The 19,310-nt window shown below is 34.4% G+C and carries 19 protein-coding genes and 1 pseudogene; 6 read left to right on the top strand and 14 right to left on the bottom strand.

What is annotated here, in order from left to right:
* Positions 1–183: 183 nt before the first annotated feature.
* From ABS764_RS14685 to trmD, 8 genes and pseudogenes are all read right to left on the bottom strand, one after another.
* Positions 184–1,002, bottom strand: a complete 819-nt coding sequence (locus tag ABS764_RS14685) for a DUF4249 domain-containing protein (RefSeq protein ID WP_408082545.1) — start codon at positions 1,000–1,002, stop codon at positions 184–186.
* Between the two features lie 18 nt (positions 1,003–1,020).
* Entirely contained in the window at positions 1,021–3,402 is a 2,382-nt protein-coding gene (locus ABS764_RS14680; protein WP_408082544.1) for a TonB-dependent receptor, read from the bottom strand.
* Between the two features lie 83 nt (positions 3,403–3,485).
* Positions 3,486–3,719: pseudogene (locus ABS764_RS14675) on the bottom strand (hypothetical protein); the annotation flags it as partial.
* Positions 3,719–3,946: a hypothetical protein gene (locus ABS764_RS14670; protein WP_408082543.1), complete on the bottom strand. Its 228-nt coding sequence runs from the start codon at positions 3,944–3,946 to the stop codon at positions 3,719–3,721. The pseudogene ABS764_RS14675 and the gene ABS764_RS14670, both read right to left, overlap by 1 nt.
* 11 nt (positions 3,947–3,957) lie before the next feature.
* Positions 3,958–4,551, bottom strand: a complete 594-nt coding sequence (locus ABS764_RS14665) for a TetR/AcrR family transcriptional regulator (RefSeq protein ID WP_408082542.1) — start codon at positions 4,549–4,551, stop codon at positions 3,958–3,960.
* Between the two features lie 123 nt (positions 4,552–4,674).
* Positions 4,675–6,912 carry an NADP-dependent isocitrate dehydrogenase gene (locus ABS764_RS14660; protein ID WP_408082541.1) on the bottom strand — a complete coding sequence of 746 codons (2,238 nt, stop codon included), beginning with the start codon at positions 6,910–6,912 and terminating at the stop codon, positions 4,675–4,677.
* Between the two features lie 282 nt (positions 6,913–7,194).
* Positions 7,195–7,545, bottom strand: coding sequence for a 50S ribosomal protein L19 (gene rplS, locus ABS764_RS14655; protein ID WP_408082540.1), 351 nt, complete (start codon positions 7,543–7,545; stop codon positions 7,195–7,197).
* A 220-nt stretch (positions 7,546–7,765) separates the two neighbouring features.
* Complete coding sequence (trmD, locus tag ABS764_RS14650) at positions 7,766–8,443, bottom strand: tRNA (guanosine(37)-N1)-methyltransferase TrmD (protein WP_408082539.1); 678 nt, start codon at positions 8,441–8,443, stop codon at positions 7,766–7,768.
* A gap of 199 nt (positions 8,444–8,642) precedes the next feature.
* On the opposite strand from trmD, the gene ABS764_RS14645 reads away from it, so the two are divergent.
* From ABS764_RS14645 to ABS764_RS14635, 3 genes are all read left to right on the top strand, one after another.
* Positions 8,643–9,650, top strand: coding sequence for an alpha/beta fold hydrolase (locus ABS764_RS14645; protein ID WP_408082538.1), 1,008 nt, complete (start codon positions 8,643–8,645; stop codon positions 9,648–9,650).
* 73 nt (positions 9,651–9,723) lie between these two features.
* A complete protein-coding gene (locus ABS764_RS14640; protein WP_408082537.1) occupies positions 9,724–10,878 on the top strand; it encodes an MFS transporter in 1,155 nt (384 codons plus the stop codon).
* 45 nt (positions 10,879–10,923) lie between these two features.
* A complete protein-coding gene (locus ABS764_RS14635) occupies positions 10,924–11,856 on the top strand; it encodes a peptidylprolyl isomerase (RefSeq protein WP_408082536.1) in 933 nt (310 codons plus the stop codon).
* Positions 11,857–11,980: 124 nt separating this feature from the next.
* On the opposite strand, the gene ABS764_RS14630 is transcribed toward ABS764_RS14635, so the two are convergent.
* Positions 11,981–12,544 carry a thioredoxin family protein gene (locus tag ABS764_RS14630; protein WP_408082535.1) on the bottom strand — a complete coding sequence of 188 codons (564 nt, stop codon included), beginning with the start codon at positions 12,542–12,544 and terminating at the stop codon, positions 11,981–11,983.
* Between the two features lie 82 nt (positions 12,545–12,626).
* Between ABS764_RS14630 and ABS764_RS14625 the strand changes: the two genes are divergently transcribed.
* Positions 12,627–12,968, top strand: a complete 342-nt coding sequence (locus ABS764_RS14625; protein WP_408082534.1) for a tRNA-binding protein — start codon at positions 12,627–12,629, stop codon at positions 12,966–12,968.
* Positions 12,969–13,054: 86 nt separating this feature from the next.
* On the opposite strand, the gene ABS764_RS14620 is transcribed toward ABS764_RS14625, so the two are convergent.
* The 4 genes from ABS764_RS14620 to ABS764_RS14605 form a co-directional block, all read right to left on the bottom strand.
* On the bottom strand, positions 13,055–13,858 hold the full coding sequence (locus tag ABS764_RS14620) for a sulfurtransferase (protein WP_408082533.1): 804 nt from the start codon (positions 13,856–13,858) through the stop codon (positions 13,055–13,057).
* A gap of 41 nt (positions 13,859–13,899) precedes the next feature.
* Entirely contained in the window at positions 13,900–14,823 is a 924-nt protein-coding gene (locus ABS764_RS14615; RefSeq protein WP_408082532.1) for a mechanosensitive ion channel family protein, read from the bottom strand.
* Positions 14,824–14,918: 95 nt separating this feature from the next.
* The gene (locus ABS764_RS14610; RefSeq protein WP_408082531.1) at positions 14,919–15,302 is read right to left on the bottom strand and encodes a PUR family DNA/RNA-binding protein; all 384 of its coding nucleotides are present in this window, start codon (positions 15,300–15,302) and stop codon (positions 14,919–14,921) included.
* Between the two features lie 72 nt (positions 15,303–15,374).
* Complete coding sequence (locus ABS764_RS14605; RefSeq protein ID WP_408082530.1) at positions 15,375–17,135, bottom strand: ABC transporter ATP-binding protein; 1,761 nt, start codon at positions 17,133–17,135, stop codon at positions 15,375–15,377.
* Between the two features lie 261 nt (positions 17,136–17,396).
* Here ABS764_RS14605 and nusB point away from each other — a divergent pair, with 261 nt between their 5' ends.
* A complete protein-coding gene (nusB, locus tag ABS764_RS14600) occupies positions 17,397–18,308 on the top strand; it encodes a transcription antitermination factor NusB (RefSeq protein WP_408082529.1) in 912 nt (303 codons plus the stop codon).
* Positions 18,309–18,341: 33 nt separating this feature from the next.
* Positions 18,342–18,614: a preprotein translocase subunit YajC gene (gene yajC, locus ABS764_RS14595; RefSeq protein WP_408082528.1), complete on the top strand. Its 273-nt coding sequence runs from the start codon at positions 18,342–18,344 to the stop codon at positions 18,612–18,614.
* Between the two features lie 72 nt (positions 18,615–18,686).
* Here yajC and ABS764_RS14590 read toward each other — a convergent pair whose 3' ends face one another.
* Positions 18,687–19,292, bottom strand: coding sequence for a hypothetical protein (locus ABS764_RS14590; protein WP_408082527.1), 606 nt, complete (start codon positions 19,290–19,292; stop codon positions 18,687–18,689).
* Positions 19,293–19,310: the final 18 nt, after the last annotated feature.

Genomic DNA, 19,310 nt, shown 5'->3' with positions numbered 1-19,310 from the left:
AATTTATGAGTGAACAAATATAACTAATTTTTTTGCCACAGCTTATAAGCTTTATACAGATTAATTGTTGAAAATCTGTGTAATCAGCGGTAAAAAAGTATTTGTTGTTATTATAATTTTATTGGTGTGAATCAATTGCTTTTGGCTTTAGCCAATTGCATTTTGCTTTTAGATTAAAACCTGTTACTGAATTACAAATCTGCGTAAATCAGCTTCGCCTAAGTAAAAATAACCCAAAGGATAATTTTCAGGATTCGTTATGTTTTTGATATTTCCTCTTACTGTTGCCGGAGGTGTCTGAAAAGGACCTCCTGAATTTCCTCCAATAATCCCAATTAAGATATTCATGTAATTGTAATATTGCTTAGAAATACCAAAATGTGTTAATTCGATCTCATCTCCTGCTTTTAAATCATCTTTTTGGGAACGGCTGAAAAATTCGTTGCCCTGAAAAAATTTATCTTCATCAACGTTATAATCAACTGTAGCTTCATTAGAATAAATGTATTTGTAGAGATAATAATTATCTTCATTGGCAGGATCAGTAAAATAGGTTTTTATTTCAATGTCTTTTCCGGTGAATCCGCCTTCATTGTTTTGTTCAATCCGGTTAATTGGAGCCAGCGACTGAAATACTTCCGATCCTGTATATGTTTCGCCATTATTTATGATAGTGAGTGTATAAGTTTCTCCTATTTTAGGAATAAAACTGGTACAGGCATATTCTCCGGTTTCCGGAATTTCTTCAAAAATAAAAGTAGTATTCTGACTGTTAGTTATTGAAACATTTGCTCCTGTTACAATGGGAACTTCGGTATCATAATATCCGGTGGTGGTAGTAAGTTTGATTTTTTGAGCATTTCCGCTACTGCCTTTTGCCCATACAATTGAAGCATCAATTACTAATTTAGGAGCTGCTGTGTCTAATTTTAAATCCACTACTTCTTCGCAGCTGCTTAGCAAACTGATTAAAATTAGAAAAGGGAAGAGTATTTTTTTCATGATGTTTTTTTATTAACCTTAGAATTTAAAATTATAAGTTACAGCCGGTACAATACCAAAAATAGAAGTCTTTACCGCTTCATTCATTGCAGTATCTGTATTTTGTCTGAAAGCGATGGAAGCCGCATTTTGGCGGTTGTATATATTGTAAATACTAAAAACCCATTCGCCTTTCCAGTTTCGGTTATTGTTTTTTGAAGGGGTTAAAGTTGCTGAAAGGTCCAGATGATGGTAAACAGGGAGACGATTTCCATTTCGCAAGCCGTAACTTGGGACAAAAACATCTCCATAGCTGTATTTACTGTCCGGATACGTAACGGGTTGTCCGGATTGCAGCATAAAATTAGCTCCAAAATCCCATTTTTTATTCAGCTGATAAGCAGCAGTGATGGCTAAATTATGTGTTTTATCATAAGCAGAATTATACCATTTACCATAATTAATACCTATTTCTTCAGGTGTTCTTCCCGGTGTTTGTTGTTCAGACTTGGATAAAGTATATGAAATCCATCCGTTTAACCGGCCTGCATTTTTTTTGAACATCATTTCTAAACCATACGCACGCATCCGTCCATTCAGAACGACTTGCTCTATAGCATCATTGGCAATCAAATCGGCACCATCAATATAATCCATCCGGTTTTGGATTTTCTTGTAAAAACTTTCTATTTCAACAGAATAATCGCCGTCGCGAATGTTTTTAAAATACCCCAGTGCAAGCTGATCAGCAATTTGCGGTTTGATATATGTATCACTCGGCATCCAAACGTCCAAAGGAGTAGGAGAAGAGGTGTTAGAAACTAATTGCAGGTATTGTACCATGCGGTTGTAGCTGGCTTTAATGGCCTGGTTTTCTTTTAACTGATAAGAAATAGAAAATCTCGGCTCAAAATTGTTGAAGCTTTTTATAGTTTTATTTTTACCATAATATTTGCTGCCTGTGGGAATAGCTTTTTCATAAATCTGAAAATCAGAATTAAAAACTACCGGATTATCATTTTCATATAAATTAATAGTGGAATTTCCTAAGCGGTAAAACATGCTGTAGCGCAATCCATAGTTAACAGCGATTTTTTTAGTCAGTTTGTTTTCTGCTTCTATATAAAGAGAGGGTTCAAAAGCATATTTTCGGTCTAACTGATCGGGATTAATTCCGGAATCAATATCTGATGGTTTAATGGTTCCGGGATTAAAGTTGTAATAAATGGCATTGGCACCATAACTTAATTTAAAATTATCAGAAATGTAATTCTTAAAATCATATTTGATATTGTAATTTTTAATTCCAGAATCCCAGGTGAAACCTACAAAGTCTAAGTCCAGTCCGTAATAATAATCACTGTAGATAAGAGATAGGTTTGAAAATAATTTATCTGAAAACAAGTGATTCCAGCGTAAATTTAAAGTTGTATTTCCGTAGGTATTACTGAAAGTTTTGTTAATAGCAAAAACGTCACGACCAAAATATCCTGATAAATAGAGGTTGTTATTGTCGTTAATCTTATAACTCAGCTTGGTGTTTAAATCATAAAAATAAGCGGAATTGTCTTTTTGTTCAGGAGAAAGTTTTAGGAATAAATGCGCATAAGAAGCTCTTCCGCCAATTAAAAATGAACCACGATCTTTTACAAGAGGTCCTTCGGCAAGAATACGGCTCGAAATCAATCCGATTCCTCCATTCATATGAAAATCATTGCTGTTTCCTTCTTTTTGATAAATATCTAAAACCGAAGAAGCTCTCCCCCCAAAACGTGCAGAAATTCCGCCTTTATACAATTTTAAATCCTTAATAGCATCAGGATTAAATACGGAGAAGAATCCAAAAACATGTGAAGAATTATAAATGGTAGCTTCATCAAGCAGAATCAGATTCTGGTCAGCACCGCCGCCACGCACATTAAATCCTGAGGCACCTTCACCTGCATTAGTAACTCCGGGTAAAAGTAAAATGGATTTTATTACATCGACTTCTCCAAGAACAACAGGCATTTTTTTTATAGCCGAAATTGACAATCTGTTAACGCTCATTTCCGGAGTTCTGGTATTGGCTTTTCCCTGATTATCGGTAATGATAACTTCATTCAGTAATTCTCCGTTTTCAGTAAGTTCCCAGTTCATTTTGGTACTCTGAGTCAGTGAAATATTTTTTTCAATACTTTGATACCCAATGTAACTAATAGTTAGATTATGGTTTCCCTGCGGGATACTTATCGAATAAAATCCATATTCATTAGTGGTTGTTCCTGTTTTTAAATCAGGGAAATAAATATTCACACCAATCAGGGTTTCGTTGTTTTTAAGATCTGTAACAATTCCGCTCAGGGTAAATTTGCTCTGCGAAAAAACAGAGAAGCTGATGAGAAGAAGGATAAAAAGATAACTGTTTTTTTTTGAAATCATTAGAGAGAGTTTGTGATACAAATGTCTATTATTTGTAAAAGAATAGCAATTGAACAACTGTTAATTTATGTTTATATTGTACTCATGACACGACCGCGTTGCTGCATTGAAAACAAATCAGTTACAATTGCCATTGAAATAGACTCAATAACTCCAAAGTGAGAAGGTTTAAGCTGCATGCTTTTCATTAGTATATCTCCCAATGGCGACATAACCATAAAATCCAGAATAACTGTAAATTGGGTATTTGCTAAAATAAAAACAGCAAATTTTTGATAAGAAGTAAAAGGAATTACTTTGGATTCTTTGTTTTTCATTATTCGCTTAATTCAGTGCATTTATAATCCTGTTCAGCTATTATTTTTATGATGTCCTCTGTATTCAGAGTTTTAGTCTCAATGCGTAAAACCGAATCGATATCTTCTAAATCAATATTCCATTTTTCAATTTTGGGATGTGAATTCAATACGGGGCTTACCAGCTTTTTGTCTTTCTCTGTTTTAATGTTAGTTGCAAAAATCAAAATGTTGCTATTCGTTTCCATAAGTTTTTAGTTTAGGGCGTTAATGCTTTTATCACGAACTGAAATGCTTCGTCTGTAATTTTTTTATTGAGTTTAAAGGGGCCTCCGCCAAAATTTTTACCGTCTCTTTCAAATCGGAGTAAGGAATATAATGGACCATAGGCAATACTCCAGAATACTTCTTTAGAAATAGTAGGTATAAGTTCTTTTCTTTGTATGGCATTGTTAAAAAAATCTCCCATTGTAATTTTAAATTCAGTCAGACTTTCATTTAAAATGGTTTCACCGTAACTGGAATGAGTCAATACTTCCCAGCAATTTACTTCAAGTGGTTTTTCTTGCGTAAAACGACTTCTGTTTTCCCATTGTTTGTATAATCCTTCTTTAAAAGGCATTGATGGTGAAAAATCTTTAGACATTTCAGCAAAGAATTCTTTTCCAATTTCGATGCCTATTTTTTTTATCAATTCCTCTTTGTCGGAATAATATATGTATAAAGTAGCTACCGAAATGTTACTTTCCTTTGCCAGACGGTTCATGCTAAAACCTTCAATCCCTTTTTCAACTAGAAGTGCTATGGCTTTTTGTTTTACAATTTCCTCTTTATTGGTGTCTCTGGTTCTCATCTTTATTATTTGTCACAGCAAAAATATAGATTATAAATGAATGTTCGTTTATTTATAGATAAAAAAGCAAAAAAAAAGACAACCCTGTCGAGTTGTCTTTTTAATATTTATAAAATAAGATACTTAAGCAGTTTTTAAAGCAGCAATTTTATCTAAAATAGTGTTTAAAGTTGCGCTTGGACGCATTGCTTTACTTACTAAAGCAGGGTTTGGCTGGTAGTAACCTCCAATTTCCTGCGCTTTACCCTGAGCACCAATTAACTCAGCATCAATTTTAGCTTCGTTTTCAGTCAATTCTTTAGCAATAGGGGTAAAGATAGCTTTTAAATCAGCATCTTTATCCTGAGCAGCTAAAGCCTGAGCCCAGTATAAAGCTAAATAAAAGTGAGAACCACGGTTGTCAATTTGGCCTACTTTTCTAGCCGGAGATTTATCGTTTTGCAAGAAAGCATCGTTAGCCTGATCTAAAGTTTCAGAAAGAACAATTGCTTTTTCATTGTTTAAACTTTGTCCTAAATGTTCCAAAGATGCACCTAAAGCTAAAAATTCTCCTAAGGAATCCCAACGTAAGTAACCTTCTTGAGTAAATTGCTCCACGTGTTTAGGAGCTGATCCACCTGCACCCGTTTCGAACAATCCTCCACCGTTCATTAATGGAACGATAGATAACATTTTAGCAGAAGTACCAACTTCTAAAATAGGGAATAAATCAGTAAGGTAATCACGTAATACATTTCCGGTTACAGAAATAGTATCTAAACCTTTAATAATTCTTTCTAATGTGAATTGAGTTGCAGCAATTGGATTTAAGATACGAATGTCTAATCCGGTTGTATCGTAATCTTTCAAGTAAGTGTTTACTTTTTCGATTAATTGTCTGTCGTGAGCTCTGTTTTCATCTAACCAGAATACGGCAGGAGTATCAGATAAACGTGCTCTGTTTACAGCCAGTTTTACCCAGTCTTGGATAGGAGCATCCTTAGCCTGGCACATTCTGAAAATATCATTTGCTTCAACAGCTTGTTCCATTAAAACAGTTCCGTTTGTATCAACAACACGAACAACTCCGTTAGCAGACATTTGGAATGTTTTATCATGAGAACCATATTCTTCTGCTTTTTGAGCCATCAGACCTACGTTTGGAACACTTCCCATTGTAGTTGGGTCAAAAGCACCGTGTTTTTTACAGAAATCAATTGTAGCTGTATAAACTCCGGCATAAGAACGGTCTGGGATAATAGCGATAGTATCTTGTGGTTTTCCTTCTTTGTTCCACATTTGTCCGGAAGTACGAATCATTGCCGGCATAGAAGCATCTACAATTACATCTGATGGTACATGAAGGTTAGTAATTCCTTTATCAGAGTTTACCATAGCAAGAGCTGGTCCGTTTGCAATTGCCTGATCGATAGCGGCTTTTACTTCAGTTTCTTGTGCATTACCTGCAATTTTAGCATAGACATCACCTAAACCATTTTTAGTGCTTACTCCTAATTCAGTAAATAAAGCAGCGTATTTTTCAAATACATCTTTGAAATATACTTCAACGATAGCACCAAAGATGATAGGGTCAGAAACCTTCATCATAGTCGCTTTCAGGTGAACAGAAAGTAAAACTCCCTGAGCTTTAGCTTCAGCAATTGTTTTAGCAACAAAAGATTTTAAAGCGTTTAAGTGCATTACGGAACTGTCAATAATTTCACCTGCTTTAAGCGGAGTACTTGCTTTAAGAACAGTAGTTGTTCCGTCTTGTCCAACAAATTCGATTTTTACATCAGTAGCATCAGCTACCGTAAGTGATTGCTCGCTTCCGTAGAAATCACCACTTTCCATAGAGGCAACTGCTGTTTTTGAATCAGCAGACCAGGCTCCCATTGAATGTGGGTTTGCTTTAGCGTAGTTTTTTACAGCTTTCGGTGCTCTACGGTCAGAGTTTCCTTCACGTAAAACCGGGTTTACAGCTGAACCTAATATTTTAGCATATTTTGCTTTTATTGCTGCATCAGCATCGTTTTGTGGAGCCTCCGGGTAGTTAGGAACCGCATATCCGTGTGCTTGTAATTCAGCAATAGCTCCTTTTAATTGAGGAACAGATGCAGAAACGTTTGGTAATTTGATAATGTTTGCTTCTGGAGCAGTAGCTAGTTTTCCTAATTCAGCCAATGAGTCTTTTACTCTTTGCTCCTCAGTTAAAAACTCAGGAAAATTAGCAAGAATACGAGCGGCAACTGAAATGTCTTCTGTTTCAATTTCGATCCCTGCAGTAGCAGTAAAAGCTTCAACGATAGGTAAAAACGAATAAGTAGCTAACAAAGGTGCTTCGTCAGTTAATGTGTAAACAATCTTTGATTTTTGTGTCATTTTTTTAATTTTATAATCGTAATTCTTTAGTAAAGAATGTGAAATGTATTGTTTGCTTTGAATAAAGCGGTGCAAAGATATGTAAATCAGACTAAAATACAGTCCCGTTTGTTATAGAAATACCCGAATTATGGGATAACTAACGACAAGGCTGTAAAATGTTATTTTTTTAAAAGAATATCTCTTTCTTTAAAAATGATGATAGTGTTAAGGCATAGTCAAAAAAAAATCCCGTCTGTTATAGTTAACGAGACGAGACTTTTATTGTAAAGAGATAATAAATTATCTTCTTTTGTCTTTAATTTTAGCTTTTTTACCAGTAAGTTCTCTGAAGTAGAAAATTCTAGCTCTACGTACAGCACCTTTCTTGTTGATTTCAATTTTTTGTAAAGCTGGTAAGTTGATAGGGAAGATACGCTCTACACCTACTGAACCTGACATTTTACGAATTGTAAAAGTTTCAGTAGTTCCAGTACCTCTTCTTTGAATTACCACTCCTTTAAAGAACTGAGTTCTTGTTTTTTCACCCTCTTTAATTTCGTAGTAAACTGTGATTGTGTCTCCAGCTCCGAATTCAGGGAAATCTTTTTTTGTAACAAATTCGCTATTAACGAAATCTACTAAATTTGCCATTTTAATTGCTAATTATGGTTTAAAAATCTAATCAACATTCACGGGTATCGCCAGAGGTTAATTAAATGTGGGTGCAAAAGTAAAAAAAATAATTATGAATTATGAATTATAAATTGCTTTTTTTTAAAGAGAAGAAAGAACCAAGAAGAAAGAGGCAAAATAAAAAAAGACCAATACAGATGAAGTCACTATCTTTTCTCTTGTTTCTTTATTCTATTTTCTATTCTTCCAATAAATCTGGACGACGATTTTTAGTGTGTTCGTAGGCCATGTCTTCATTCCATTTGTCTATTTTAGCAAAGTTTCCGCTGGTTAGAACTTCAGGAACTTTCCAACCTTTATAGTCGGCAGGTCTGGTGTAAATAGGTCCTGATAGTAAACCATCCTGAAAACTATCAGTCAATGCAGAGGTTTCATCGCTTAAAACTCCCGGGATTAATCGGATTAAAGCATCTGATAAAACTAAAGCACCCAGTTCACCACCGCTTAAAACATAATCACCAATCGATATTTCCTTTGTAATGAAATGATCGCGAACTCTTTGATCTACTCCTTTATAATGTCCGCATAAAATAATTATGTTTTCGTACATGGACATGGTGTTAGCCATTTTTTGATTTAACGTTTCGCCATCCGGAGACATATATATGATTTCATCATAAGTTCGCTGACCTTTTAAATGTGTAATACAATCGTCAATAGGTTGTACAGTCATCACCATTCCTGCTCCTCCGCCATAGGGATAATCGTCCACACTTTTTTGTCTGTTTGTGGTATAATCTCTTAAATTATGAATGTGAACTTCTACCAGACCTTTGTCAATGGCGCGTTTCATAATAGAACCCTCAAAGGGACTGCGTAATAATTCAGGTAAAACAGTAATAATATCAATTCGCATGGTAAATCTTCCAAATAGTTAGGCGGCAAAGATACAATTTGAAACTGTTTTTAGAAGTACATTCTGCAATAATGAATTTTAACATGGATGAACTGCTTTTTTTAATATAAAGTCAAAGAAATTGTAAAGTTTTATAAATAGTTTCCTTGTGCAATTCTTTATAACTAAATTTACTTTTCCCAAATAAAAATAATTTAAAATGAAAAAGATGAAATATAAATTTAGCCTTCTGTTGTTTTTAGTCGCTTTATTTTCGTTTGCACAACAAGACCAATTAAAAGAATTAGATATTAATTTAAAGAATTATACTTATCCGTACCCTGTACATTTTATCCGTTTTTCTGTTCAGCAACAGCAGTTACAAATGGGATATATGGATGTTAAACCGGCTAATTATAATGGTAAAAACATAATGTTGCTGCATGGTAAAAATTTTAATGGAGCCTATTGGAAAACTACAATTGCAGCTTTAACAAAGCAGGGTTTCAGGGTCATTGTTCCGGATCAGATTGGTTTTGGTAAATCAGATAAGCCTTTACGTTTTCAGTATACTTTTCAGCAATTAGCCGAAAATACCAAACGTATTCTGGATACTTTAAAGATTCAGAAAACAGCAGTTTTAGGGCATTCCATGGGAGGAATGCTGGCCACCCGTTTTACTTTGATGTATCCTAAAATGGTAGAAAAGCTGATTCTGGAAAATCCAATAGGTTTAGAAGACTGGAAATTAAAAGTGCCTTATAAAAATATTGACTGGTGGTATAAAAATGAACTGAATCAGTCTTACGAAAAAATAAAAAAATATCAGATGGAAAGTTATTATGACGGCAAATGGAAACCGGAATATAATGAATGGGTAAACTTATTGGCAGGCTGGACGTTGAATCCTGATTTTAAAAGATATGCCTGGAATGCAGCGCTGACTTATGATATGATTTTCACTCAGCCAGTAGTTTATGAATTTCAAAATATAAAATGTCCTACTTTATTAATTATAGGAACAAGAGACAGAACAGCTTTAGGGAAACCATTAGTGAGTGAAGAGGTCAGAAAAACAATGGGATTGTATGAGCATTTAGGTAAAGCTACGCAACAAAAAATAACAGGTTCTAAATTAGTCGAAATTCCAAATATTGGTCACATGCCTCACATAGAGAGTTTTAATTTGTTTGTGAAACCACTGATTGCTTTTTTAGAAGCTAAATAAGTTTTTTAAAATGCATTTTAATTTATGTTAGTATTTTTGCAAAATGAATTTATCTCAAAAAAATGTCCTTTTTATGGCGATAGCCACAGGACTAATCGTGGCTAATTTATATTATTGTCAGCCTTTAATTGTTCTTATTGCTAATGAATTTAATATTCCGGATGCCGATGCAGGAACCATTACTTATTTAACTCAGGCGGGTTATGCTATTGGTTTATTTTTTATGGTGCCATTAGGTGATAAAATAGAACGAAAAACCCAAATATTGGCCACTACTTTTGCTACAGTAGTTGCTTTGATCATTGCTGCAACAGCGCAGAGTTTTTTTATTTTAGAACTGGCTTCTCTTTTAATAGGAATCACTTCGATTGTGCCACAGCTTATTTTGCCTTTGGCAGCTTCCCTGAGCGAACCGGAACAAAGAGGAAAAGTAGTGGGAACTATTATGAGTGGCTTATTGGTAGGGATTTTGCTTTCGCGAACATTGAGCGGATTTATTGGAGAAGTTTGGGGCTGGCGTGCTATGTTCTGGATTGCTTCCGGTTTATGTTTGTTGTTGTTTTTTATTATTCAAAAACAGTTCCCATATAATAAACCTGATTTTAAAGGAACTTACGGGCAGTTAATAACTTCTCTTTTTAGCTTAATAAAAGAACAGCCTTTGTTGCGAGAAGCTACTTTAATCAATGTATTTTCTTTTGCTCAGTTTGGTGCTTTCTGGACCACCATGGTTTTATTGCTTTCGGCTGAACCTTTTTCGTTTAATAGTGCTACTATTGGTCTTTTTGGTATTGTTGGTGCTTCGGGAGCTTTAGCTGCTCCGCTGGTAGGAAAGTTAGGGGATAAAGGAAATTCAAGAATTGCGGTAGGTTATGGTTGTTTACTGATTGCTTTGAGTTTTATGATTTTTTATTTTTCTTCAACGAATATTACAGGGATTATTATTGGTATTGTATTTATCGATATCGGATTACAGGGAGTTCATATTTCTAATCAGACCAGAGTTTATTCTATTGTACCTGAAGCCAGAAACAGAATGAATACGGTTTTTATGTCCTTTAGTTTTTTAGGTACAGCCGCAGGATCTGCTTATGGATTGTTTTTGTGGGAACTTGGTGGGTGGCTTGCCGTTACTTCAGGCTGTTTGTTGTTATCTGTTTTGGCTTTTACGGTTTATGGATTGACTTATAAATCCGGACGGAAAGCATTAGAAAGCATCAATGGATAAAAAATTAATTTGTAAATTTGCGGCTTCAATAAAAAATTTAAAAGAATGGAAAACGGAATATACGCTAAATTCAATACCTCTAAAGGGAGTGTTTTAGTAAAATTAACACATGATTTAACTCCAGGAACTGTTGGTAACTTTGTAGCATTAGCTGAAGGAAACTTAGAAAATAAAGTAAAACCGCAAGGAACAAAATATTATGACGGATTAACTTTTCACAGAGTAATTCCTGATTTTATGATTCAGGGAGGTTGTCCTCTTGGTTCAGGAACAGGAGATCCGGGGTATAAGTTTGATGATGAGTTTCATCCAAGTTTGAAACACGATCGTCCGGGTGTTTTGGCTATGGCCAATGCAGGTCCGGGTACTAATGGCTCTCAATTTTACATTACACATGTACCTACTTCCTGGTTAGACGGAAAACATACTGTTTTTGGTCATGTTATAGAAGGTCAGGATGTAGTTGATGCGGTAGCTCAGGGAGATGCTTTAGAAACTTTAGAGATTATAAGAGTAGGTGAAGAAGCTCAAAAATGGAATGCTGTTGAAGCGTTTAGAGTTTTTGAAGGAAACAGAAAAAAACGTTTAGAAGCAGAGAAAGCAGCTGCTGAAGAAGCAATGGAAAAATTAGCTGCCGGATTTGAGAAAACAGAAAGCGGATTGCGTTACCAGTTTATTCAGAGAGGTGAAGGAAAAAAAGCTGAAAACGGAAAAACAGTTTCTGTACATTATACAGGACAACTTCCTGACGGAAAAGTTTTTGACAGTTCTTATCCGCGTAAAAAACCAATCGAATTTCCTTTAGGTCAAGGAAATGTAATTGAAGGATGGGATGAAGGTATTGCTTTGTTACAGGTAGGAGATAAAGCCCGTTTTGTAATTCCGTCTCATTTAGGATACGGTTCCCGAGGAGCTGGAGGAGTAATTCCGCCAAATGCTACTTTGATTTTTGACGTTGAATTAATGGACGTTAAGTAATTTTAGATTTTAAATCTCAGACTGCAGATTTAGATTGCAGTATTGATGATATAAAAAAGCGATTTTCAATTTGAAAATCGCTTTTTTTGTGTCTAAACTCTTTTATTCTAAATTCTAAATTCTTCTAAACTGTTTTCCATTTAATATTACAGCCGATACTTGGTTTTTGATCCGGATTGATGCTACGGTTGTACAAAATTCCATCAATTGCACCACGCAAATCGCTTCCACTTAACGGAATTCCATTTCCTGGACGGCTATCATCCAGTTGACCGCGATATACTAATTTGTTTTGATTATCAAATAAATAAAAATCAGGTGTACAGGCTGCGTCATAAGCTTTGGCAACTTCCTGTGTTATGTCAAATAAATAAGGAAACTCGAAGTTGTTTTCGAATGCAAATTCGGTCATCAATTCAGGACTATCCTGCGGATAATTTACTACATCGTTACTTGAAATAGCAATGATTCCGATTCCCTGAACTCTGTAATCATTGGCTATTCTGACGACTTCTTCAATTACATGATGAACAAAAGGGCAGTGATTGCATATAAAAAACACCAGTGTACCTTTTTCTCCTTTTAAATCAGCAAAAGTGAACCATTTTTTGTTATAAGTAGTGTCTTTTAAATAAAATTCAGGAGCGGTAGTTCCTAATTTCAGCATGTTTGACGGAGTGCGTGCCATTTTTTTTTGTTTTAGAGTTTAAAGTTACTAAAATTGCGTCTATATAAATGGCAAAAGTTTTTGAATTAAAAAGATTAAAAATATGGAGAACAATTTAAGTTGGTCTGAATTTGAGAAAGTCGCTATGCATGTTGGTACAATTATAGCGGTTAATGATTTTCCCGAAGCCCGAAAACCAGCACTTCAATTGATTGTTGATTTTGGAAAAATTATTGGAATCAGAAAAACTTCGGCTCAGATTACTAAGAGATATACTAAAGAACAACTATTGAATCGTCAAATTGTTGCCGTTATCAATTTTCCTAAAAAACAAATCGGTAAATTTAGGAGTGAATGTCTGGTTTTAGGTGCTGTAGGTAACGAAGGGGATGTGGTTCTACTGGCTCCCGATTTTCCTGTTGAAAATGGTTTACGGATAGGATGATTATTTGTGCTGTCGAAAAAAAGCCGTAAATGAAGATATTGAATGCATATCTCATTTACGGCTAACTTTATATTAAGAGTAAATTTTTACTTTTCTATCGGTAAATCATGATCCTGACCCCATTCTGTCCACGAGCCGTCATATACTGCTTTCGGTGTTTCAGGAGCAACCAGTTCGTAGGCGATTAAATCAATACAGGCCGTGATACCGGATCCACAGGAAAAATATAAGGGCTGATTCTGGACTGGTAAAATTTGTTCCAGTTCTTCCTTTGATAAAAATTGCTCGTCTTTTAAGACTTTAGAAAAAGGAAGATTTACAGCTCCGGGAATATGTCCGCTTCTTAAGCCTTCTCTGGGTTCTTCAGTCTCTGCGTGAAAACGATCAGAAGAACGTGCGTCGATAACAACTGCTTCTTTTGAACTGATGTTTTCTAAAAGCTGGGTTTTGTTTTTGAACATTTCAGGATTAAAACGGGCTTCAAAGTTTCCTTTCTGATAACTTTTTTCAACTACTTTTTCTGTTGGCAATTTTGCTTGTGTCCAGGCGGGAAATCCACCGTCAAGAACCCAGACGTTTTCATGTCCCATACTTTTAAATAAATACCAGGCTCTGGGGCTTGAGTAGATTCCTTTGGTATCATACACTACAATTTTACTGTTTTTATTTATGCCTAATTTTTGTGCTTCTGCGGCAAATGCTTCGGGCTTTGGCAATGTATTAGGTAATGGATTTGAAGTATCACTGAATTTATTTTTGATATCAAAGCTGCGGGCACCAGTAATTTGTAAATCATGTGGCGGTGTGTCCAGCACCGCATCCAGAATAATTAATTCAGGATCTTGAAGATTTTCTTTAAGCCATTCTACGGATACAATTGGAGTTGTCATATTGCTTTTTTTAGAAGTTAGTTTCTTGAAAAATAAATAAATTATGAAGTTGTCTCAGTTAATTTTTTATCGGTTGCTTCAACAGCATTATGAACCACTAATTGCGGGAAAGGAATTTCGATGCCTTCTTTATCAAAAGTGATTTTGATTCTCTTTCTGAGTTCCCCCGTTACATCCCATTGTTTGCTGGGCTGTGTCTCTCCTAAAATTTTGATGATAATTGAAGAATCAGCAAATTCATCCACTCTTAAAAACTGAGGCGCCTTTATGATAAATCTGCCTAATTCTTTATCGGTAGCGAGCTCATTACCAATTTTGTTGATTACGGCAATAACATTTTCAATATCACAATTGTAAGAAACTCCAATGTTTAAATTAATTCTTGAGTATTCAGTAGAAAGGTTGGAGACTTTTTTAATTTCGCCATGGGGGATATGATGTACCGTTCCGTCAAGATCCCGTAAAGTTGTTTTTCTTAAACTAATTTGTTCTACAGCTCCCGCAGCAATATCAAAATTGACAACATCCCCCACGCGATACTGGTTTTCAAGGATAATGAATAATCCGGAAATGATATCCCGGATAAGGTATTGTCCACCAAAACCAAAAGCCAGACCTACAATTCCTGCCGCAGCTAAAATAGGTCCTATTTCGATGCCAAACTCTCCCAATATCATTAGAAGAATAATGCATAAAATAGCAATTTTTGAAGTAGTTGTGAAAATCTGAATTAAGGTGTTTTCTCTTTTTTCTTCTGCTTCTTTAGACGAATATCTGTCTGATCTGATAGCTATACGGACTGCTTTTTCAATAAAACGGTTGAGTACTTTGTTCAGTATAAAAGCAGCAATGAGAATAAAAATTATTTTCACCCCACTTGTTAAAAGCCATGGGACTATTAACTCACTGTATTCAGTTAAATATTTATTAGTAGTTTCCTGCCAGTCGATTGCTGTTAAAGTCATAGTTTACTTGTTTAAAAATTAATAAAAAAAAAGTCCAAAAACCGAACCGATTTTTGGACTTAAAATATTGTTTTAACCTGTTTTGTTTGAAACAATTAAATGTCATCAAAATCAATATCGGTAAAATTTGATATTCCTGTAACTGAACTTTCTGTACTTACTCTTTCAGTAGCGTATTCTTTCTTAAAATCTTTCTGATGTCTTTCAGAGATTACTTCTTCTCCTTTGTGGTTTAAAACATAAGAAGTCATTTCTTCAAGTATTTCTGAAAAAGCGGCAAAATCCTCTTTGTACAAATATATTTTGTGTTTTTTAAAATGAAAAGAACCGTCTTCTTCAGTGAATTTTTTGCTTTCGGTAATGGTAATGTAATAATCATCCGCTTTTGTAGCTCTCACATCAAAGAAATAAGTTCTTCTTCCTGCACGTAAAACTTTAGAAAAGATTTCTTCTTTTTCTAACATGTCATTTTCTCTCATAATCCGTTCTATACAATAATATGGTTGTTAATTGAAACCAAAAATGATAAAAATATATGTATTAAGCAAGATTTAAAGTAATTCTTTTTCAGAAAGTTGTTTTAAATATAACGATGCATAATAGCCTTCCTCATTTATTAACTGGTTATGAGAACCTTGTTGAATAATTCTTCCGTCTTCAAGGATAATAATCTTATCAGCATTTTTGGCTGAGGAAACTCTGTGGCTGACAATGATTGTTGTCTTGTCTTTACAAATAGCATTTAAATTGTTTAAAATAGTTTCTTCGGTCTCTGTATCAACAGCTGATAAGCAGTCATCAAACAATAAGATTGGAGGGTTTTTTATAATGGCTCTGGCTAAAGAAACCCGTTGTTTTTGTCCGCCCGAAAGTGTAATTCCTCTTTCTCCTAAAATGGTATCATATTGTTTGTTGAATCCCATAATGTTGTCATGAACTACAGCATTTTTGGCAGCAGCCATAACTTCTTCAATCTGGGCATCTTCTTTACCAAATTTTATATTGTTTTTAATACTGTCAGAAAATAAAAAGGCATCCTGAGGTACAATACCAATGCTGTTACGCAGATCAAACAAGTTAAGTTTACTGATTTCCTGTTTATCTATTATTATAGCACCATCGCTTACATCGTACATTCTGGAAATTAACGAAAGTATGGTTGATTTTCCGGAGCCGGTTTTTCCAAGAATAGCAAGTGTTTCTCCCTTATTTACCGTAAATGAAACGTTATGAAGTGCTGTAATGTGAGTGTCTTCATAAGTAAAACTAACATTTTCGAATGCTATGGCTCCTGCAATAGTTGATTGTTCAGGATTGTTATTTTTTATTTCAGGTTTTATTTTTAAAAACTCGTTGAGTCTTTTCTGAGAAGCTTCGGCTTCCTGAACCATTGAGGAAACCCAGCCTAAGGATGCAACTGGCCAGGTCAGCATGTTTACATAAAGAATAAATTCGGCAATGGTTCCAATGCTCTCGATACTTCCGTTAATGTACATTAATCCGCCAAAATAAATCACAACAAGGTTACTGATTCCAATCAGAGCCAACATCAATGGGCCAAATAACGATTGTACTTTAGCTAAATCCAAACTTTTACTTTTGCTTTCTAAGGCTAAATCAACCATATTGTTCTGGTGCTGGTTTTCCAGCGAATAAGCTTTTATGACACGAACTCCCGAAAATATTTCCTGTGTAAAACTCGAAACTTTAGAAAGATATTGTTGAAAAGTAGTACTTCGGATATTAATTTCAGTGCTTAATTTAAAAATAGCATACGACAATATCGGTAAAGGTAAAATAGTATATAAAGTTAGTAACGGCGATACTCTGTACATGAAAATAATCACAATTGCAAACCGAATCACGGTATTAATGGTGTACATTACGGCCGGCCCCACATACATTCTAACTTTAGAAACATCTTCACTTATCCGGTTCATTAAATCTCCGGTGCGGTTCTTTTTGTAGAAATTCTGAGACAGGTTTTCATATTGTCTGAATACTTCATTTTTAAGGTCAAATTCAACATGACGCGACATTACAATCAAAGTTTGACGCATCAGGAAAGTTAAAAATCCCGCAATGATAGTAGTAGCGATAATGAGCAGAATATTATTTACTAACTCATCCTGAATAACCGAATTAGGAACTGATTTGTCTTTTGCGAAATTTTCAATAGCAGCAAAAGATTTACTGATTAATTTAGGAGTAAAAAGAGAAAATATCTGAGCGACAATCGTAAATACAATTCCTAAAATAAAACGGTATTTGTATTTAATGAAATATTTATTGAGATAGAGTAATTCTTTCATTTCTGGGCTAGGCTGTATTTAAAAAAACAAAGATAAACTTTAAAAGTAATAATTGTTAGCAATCTGTTTGCTGTTAAGTTGGATTTAACGTTTCATTAATGAAAGTTAAAAAAGAGGAATAAAAACACAAATCAGTGTTATGTTTCTTCTGCTTTTTATAGCTTTAAATTTTATTTTAAAAAAGGAAATCCTTATTTTTGCAGCCTAATTTTATAAAGTTCTTACAAGGTGGTAAATAGAAGACACATTCGCGTTAAAGTTATGCAAACCATTTATGCGATGCATCAAAACGGCTCTGATAACCTGGAAAAGGAAGAAAAATTCCTTTTTTACAGTATCGATAATATTCAGGATTTATACCTTACAATGATTTCTTCTTTGTTGGAAATATGTAAAAAAGAAGCTCAGTTTCTGCATTTATCCAGCCAAAAACATTTAGCTACCGCAGCCGAACGTAATCCCAATGAAAAGTTTATTAAGAACAGTATTTTCGAAATCCTTGCCGAAAACAATTCTTTAAGTATTGCTTTAGAAACCAGAAAAATTGATGCCTGGCATTTACATGAGGATTATATAGCCTTATTATTGGCAGCTATAAAAGAAAGTTCTTATTACCAAAAATATATGAGTAATCCAACTCGTTCTTTTGAAGAAGACCGACAGTTGATTGTTGATTTGTTTACAGAAGTCATTGTTCCAAATGAGAAATTATACGAGTTCTTAGAAGATGATAAATTAACCTGGATTGATGATATTCCAATGGTGAATACGCAAATTATCAAACAATTGAAAGCCATGAAACCTGTCGAAAACGATAATTTTAAAGTGCCAAAATTGTACAAAGACAATGAAGACAGGGATTTTGCTAAAGATTTGTTTCGAAAAACAGTTTTAAATGAAGCTGCATTAGCTAAAGAGTTTGAAGATAAAACTCCTAATTGGGACAGTGAAAGAATTGCTGAGGTAGACACTATTATTTTAAAAATGGCTATTTGCGAATTTTTGAAATTTCCATCCATCCCTGTAAAAGTAACACTGAACGAATATTTAGAATTAGCCAAAGAATATTCTACTCCTAAAAGTAGTATTTTTATCAATGGAATTTTAGATAATCTGGTTAAAGAATTAGAGTCCAGTAAAAAAATGATTAAAGCCGGTCGCGGTTTAATGTAATATTATTAATAAATTAAAAAAGAAGACTAAGTTATGGGTCAGTTAAGTCAGTTTGCACCGTTTATTTTAATGTTTGTGGTTATTTATTTCTTTATGATCAGACCACAACAAAAGAGAGCAAAACAGGAAAAAGAATTTGAAGCCAGTTTAAAAGTAGGTGATAAAATCATTACTAAAAGCGGTCTTCACGGCAGAGTAGCAGAATTAGCTGAAACTACTGTAGTTGTGGAAACCATGGCTGGTAAGTTAAAAATGGAACGTTCAGCAATTTCTATGGAAATGAGTGCTTCTTTAGCTAAAAAATAAGATTACAATAAAAATATTGTATAAAAAAGTCCCTCATGCAGGGACTTTTTTTTAGGACTAAAATAGCAGAAATTATTTCTTTTTATTCTTTTTCTTTTTCTTGCTCTTCGCTTTTTTAGCTTTTGCCTTAGCTTTTTTCTCTTTGAGTTTTGCTTTTTCTTTTGCTTTTTTAGCTTTTTCTTTTTTTGCCTTCTTGGCTTTGGCTAACTTTTTTTTCTCCTTGAGTTTCGCCTTTGCCTTTTTCTCTTTTTCTTTCTTTTTATCCTTAGCCTTTTTTTTCTTCTTTTTAGTTTTAGAAACTTCTGCGGTATTTGTGGCAGTTACTTCTTTCGGTTTCGGCGTAGCGACAGTTTCATTTTTTACGGTCTGATCCGGATTCATGTCTGGTAAGTCCTTTTTTTCCGGATTTTCAGCAGTTACGGTTTTTTTTTGTCTGACGGTTTTCGGTTCTTCCGGTGTTGTAGTAGCAGCCGTAGTCTTTGTTGCTCTTTGTCTGACAGTTTTAGGTTTATCAGGAGTTACTCTTGTAGCTGCCGGTTTTGTAGCTCTCTGCCTTGCAGTTTTCTGTTCGGAAGGAGTTTCTTTTTTAGCTGTGGGTTTTGTGGTTCTTTGTCTTACTGGCTTTGGGTTTTCAACGTTTTCAGGAACTTTATTTGGTTCTTCTTGTTTTTCATTCATAATAGTACGATTTGGTTA

Origin of the sequence: Flavobacterium plantiphilum (genome assembly GCF_046000495.1) — a bacterium.
Classification (GTDB): Bacteria; Bacteroidota; Bacteroidia; order Flavobacteriales; family Flavobacteriaceae; genus Flavobacterium; species Flavobacterium plantiphilum.
Note: the sequence above shows the minus strand (reverse complement) of the source record. Positions and strands in the feature narration are given on the sequence as shown.

What these genes read in the sequence shown, in the direction of transcription:
- yajC (WP_408082528.1), top strand. Translation starts at nt 18,342, where the DNA reads ATGGGTCAGTTAAGTCAGTTTGCACCGTTTATTTTAATGTTTGTGGTT.
- trmD (WP_408082539.1), bottom strand. Translation starts at nt 8,443, where the DNA reads ATGCGAATTGATATTATTACTGTTTTACCTGAATTATTACGCAGTCCC.
- ABS764_RS14615 (WP_408082532.1), bottom strand. Translation starts at nt 14,823, where the DNA reads ATGACTTTAACAGCAATCGACTGGCAGGAAACTACTAATAAATATTTA.
- ABS764_RS14625 (WP_408082534.1), top strand. Translation starts at nt 12,627, where the DNA reads ATGGAGAACAATTTAAGTTGGTCTGAATTTGAGAAAGTCGCTATGCAT.
- ABS764_RS14605 (WP_408082530.1), bottom strand. Translation starts at nt 17,135, where the DNA reads ATGAAAGAATTACTCTATCTCAATAAATATTTCATTAAATACAAATAC.
- ABS764_RS14665 (WP_408082542.1), bottom strand. Translation starts at nt 4,551, where the DNA reads ATGAGAACCAGAGACACCAATAAAGAGGAAATTGTAAAACAAAAAGCC.
- ABS764_RS14610 (WP_408082531.1), bottom strand. Translation starts at nt 15,302, where the DNA reads ATGAGAGAAAATGACATGTTAGAAAAAGAAGAAATCTTTTCTAAAGTT.
- ABS764_RS14645 (WP_408082538.1), top strand. Translation starts at nt 8,643, where the DNA reads ATGAAAAAGATGAAATATAAATTTAGCCTTCTGTTGTTTTTAGTCGCT.
- ABS764_RS14685 (WP_408082545.1), bottom strand. Translation starts at nt 1,002, where the DNA reads ATGAAAAAAATACTCTTCCCTTTTCTAATTTTAATCAGTTTGCTAAGC.
- rplS (WP_408082540.1), bottom strand. Translation starts at nt 7,545, where the DNA reads ATGGCAAATTTAGTAGATTTCGTTAATAGCGAATTTGTTACAAAAAAA.
- ABS764_RS14680 (WP_408082544.1), bottom strand. Translation starts at nt 3,402, where the DNA reads ATGATTTCAAAAAAAAACAGTTATCTTTTTATCCTTCTTCTCATCAGC.
- ABS764_RS14660 (WP_408082541.1), bottom strand. Translation starts at nt 6,912, where the DNA reads ATGACACAAAAATCAAAGATTGTTTACACATTAACTGACGAAGCACCT.
- ABS764_RS14635 (WP_408082536.1), top strand. Translation starts at nt 10,924, where the DNA reads ATGGAAAACGGAATATACGCTAAATTCAATACCTCTAAAGGGAGTGTT.
- ABS764_RS14590 (WP_408082527.1), bottom strand. Translation starts at nt 19,292, where the DNA reads ATGAATGAAAAACAAGAAGAACCAAATAAAGTTCCTGAAAACGTTGAA.
- ABS764_RS14620 (WP_408082533.1), bottom strand. Translation starts at nt 13,858, where the DNA reads ATGACAACTCCAATTGTATCCGTAGAATGGCTTAAAGAAAATCTTCAA.
- nusB (WP_408082529.1), top strand. Translation starts at nt 17,397, where the DNA reads ATGCAAACCATTTATGCGATGCATCAAAACGGCTCTGATAACCTGGAA.
- ABS764_RS14630 (WP_408082535.1), bottom strand. Translation starts at nt 12,544, where the DNA reads ATGGCACGCACTCCGTCAAACATGCTGAAATTAGGAACTACCGCTCCT.
- ABS764_RS14640 (WP_408082537.1), top strand. Translation starts at nt 9,724, where the DNA reads ATGGCGATAGCCACAGGACTAATCGTGGCTAATTTATATTATTGTCAG.
- ABS764_RS14670 (WP_408082543.1), bottom strand. Translation starts at nt 3,946, where the DNA reads ATGGAAACGAATAGCAACATTTTGATTTTTGCAACTAACATTAAAACA.